The organism is Mesorhizobium sp. M7A.T.Ca.US.000.02.2.1 (assembly GCF_003996995.1).
GTDB lineage: Bacteria > Pseudomonadota > Alphaproteobacteria > Rhizobiales > Rhizobiaceae > Mesorhizobium.
Window position 1 is genome coordinate 1 of sequence record NZ_RZTT01000664.1, and the last position, 2,133, is coordinate 2,133.

The following is a 2,133-nucleotide window of genomic DNA, read 5'->3' on the forward strand; positions in this document are numbered from 1 at the left end:
GCGAACATATGGGCGAGGTGTTCGCCGACCTGCCACCCCGCGCCAAGACAAAGGCAGGCGCATGAGCGACACGGAGAAGACGGGCCGTGAGCGCGGCGAGGAATGGTGGCAGACCGACATCATCGAGATGCGGCCTGGTGTCATCCGGCTGCGCGGCTACGAGATCCAGGATCTGATCGGCCGCGTCAGCTTCCCGGCTGTCATCTGGCTGATGCTGCGCGGCGAACTGCCCGGCGAGGACCAGGCAGAGTTGCTCGGCATTGCCTTGGGAGCCGCCGTCGACCACGGACCGCAGGCGCCATCGATCGCCATCGCGCGCATGGCCGCAACCTGCGGCGTCGGTATCAACAGCGCCATGGCCTCGGCCATCAACGTTCTCGGCGACGTGCACGGTGGCGCCGGCGAGCAGGCGCTTTCCTTCTATGGTGACATTGCCGTGGCAATCGATGCCGGGATGACGCTGAATGAAGCGGTCTCGACACGGCTCGACCGGTTCTTCGCCGAGGAGAAGGGCTATGTGCCGGGGCTCGGACATCGCTTCCATCCCGTCGACCCGCGCGCGCCGCGCTTGCTGGAACTGACCCGCGAATTTGCCGCACGCGGTGCCGTCAACGGACGTTTCGTCGATATTGCAGAAGCGATCGAGGCGGACGTCGCGCGACGCAAGAGGAAAAAAATACCGCTCAACATCGATGGCGCTACCGCCGTCATCTATGGCGAACTCGGTTTTCCGCCAGCGCTGACGCGAGGGCTTTTCGTGCTGTCGCGCTCGGTCGGCATCCTTGCGCATGCCTGGGAGCAGTCGCAGCAGGCCGAGCGAAACAAAGGGCCGCTGCCGCGCGAATGGCTGTGGACCTATACCGGCACGCCGGTGCGGCCGTTTCCCGAAAGCGATGAGCCCGGCGAGTGAGGCTTTACGCTTGGTCCACCTGCATAGGCTGAGGAAGCTTCAGCGTCTTCACCAACGTTGAAAGATCCGGCTCGTCGATGAGCATGGCTGCGTCGGCTGGCGCCAGCCAGGCCCGCTGGCGTCGTTTGGCTTCCTGCCAGTCGGCCAGTTCTTCGCTCACCTCGAGCAGATAGACGATGACGTCGACGCGGACAAAGCGATTGGCCAGCCGCTTCCAGTAGGAATAGGTGCCCGCCGGCTGCTTCAGCGTCTTGCCGAGCACGCCGGCTTCCTCCTGTGCCTCGATGGTGGCCGCCTTGCGTCCGCTCTTGCCCTTCATCGGCCAGCCCTTGGGGACGATGAAGCGCCTGGTGGTACGCGACGTGACCAGCATGACCTCGATGTCGCCGCGCGCGGTCAGCCGAAAGGGAATAGCCGCCACCTGGCGGATCCTCTCGCCCTTTTTTGCCTTGCGTACGGCCTTTTTCTTGGTGGCTGCCATTCGTCAATCCAGTCGATGCAATGCCGCATAGCGCGACAAGGCATCGTTGCAAAACCAAAACTTTCGCATGTGCCGAAAGACACTCGAAATACCTAAGTCGGCTAAATAAATGAAAAACGCCTTGATGTCAGCGGCAATTGCTCACGGCGGTGGTGCCGATTATCTGGGTCTGGCAGCTTGGCTTGAGCTGCTGCACGACCGGGGGCGGCTGCTGAACGATCTGGCGGTCCTGGGCGCGGTACTGCTGCTGTTGCTGCTGATATTGCTGCCGTTGTATCCTGTCTTGCAGGATTTGCAGGTCGTTCTGCCGGATCAGCGCATTGTTGCCGGTAGCGGAATTGAGCGCTTGCGCGGAAGCCGGCAGGCAAACGCCCGCCAGCACTGCCGTGGCCAGCATTGCCACTGTGAAGATCGTTGATGGCCGAAGTGCCGACATTCGCTCATTCCCGCGCAAAAAACTCTGCCCACTGATATAGGACGTTTGCGCGGCGATGCCATGGCCAGCGGGTCGAGCATCACGAAATCGGGCAGTCCGATCGCTTTGTTCTGCGATTCCAGCAGTGAACCGCAGATAGTCGTCATATGACGACTATGAAACGTCAGCGGCTTTAGTCAGTGTCCGCACGTAAATTTTCGGTTTCATCCGGCATAAGTTAATGTATTCTAATTGAGTCAGAGCTCCGCAAGTGGGAATGCGGATGCTCTGTTTTAATGCATTGAACCTTATTGCGCAGTGCCGGAC

3 protein-coding genes are annotated in these 2,133 nt (G+C 61.0%); 1 reads left to right on the plus strand and 2 read right to left on the minus strand.

The window, feature by feature from the left end; translation table 11 throughout:
• The first annotated feature begins 61 nt into the window (after positions 1-61).
• The gene (locus EOD15_RS33245) at positions 62-910 is read left to right on the plus strand and encodes a citryl-CoA lyase (protein WP_127270868.1); all 849 of its coding nucleotides are present in this window, start codon (positions 62-64) and stop codon (positions 908-910) included.
• 4 nt (positions 911-914) lie between these two features.
• On the opposite strand, the gene EOD15_RS33250 is transcribed toward EOD15_RS33245, so the two are convergent.
• On the minus strand, positions 915-1,391 hold the full coding sequence (locus EOD15_RS33250; RefSeq protein ID WP_127320498.1) for an NUDIX hydrolase: 477 nt from the start codon (positions 1,389-1,391) through the stop codon (positions 915-917).
• Positions 1,392-1,518: 127 nt separating this feature from the next.
• Positions 1,519-1,827 (minus strand): hypothetical protein, encoded by a 309-nt coding sequence (locus EOD15_RS33255; RefSeq protein ID WP_127409239.1) that lies wholly within the window; start codon positions 1,825-1,827, stop codon positions 1,519-1,521.
• Positions 1,828-2,133: the final 306 nt, after the last annotated feature.

Bases quoted from the DNA above. Each gene is read 5' to 3' on its own strand.
- EOD15_RS33245 (WP_127270868.1), top strand. From the start codon at position 62: ATGAGCGACACGGAGAAGACGGGCCGTGAGCGCGGCGAGGAATGGTGG.
- EOD15_RS33250 (WP_127320498.1), bottom strand. From the start codon at position 1,391: ATGGCAGCCACCAAGAAAAAGGCCGTACGCAAGGCAAAAAAGGGCGAG.
- EOD15_RS33255 (WP_127409239.1), bottom strand. From the start codon at position 1,827: ATGTCGGCACTTCGGCCATCAACGATCTTCACAGTGGCAATGCTGGCC.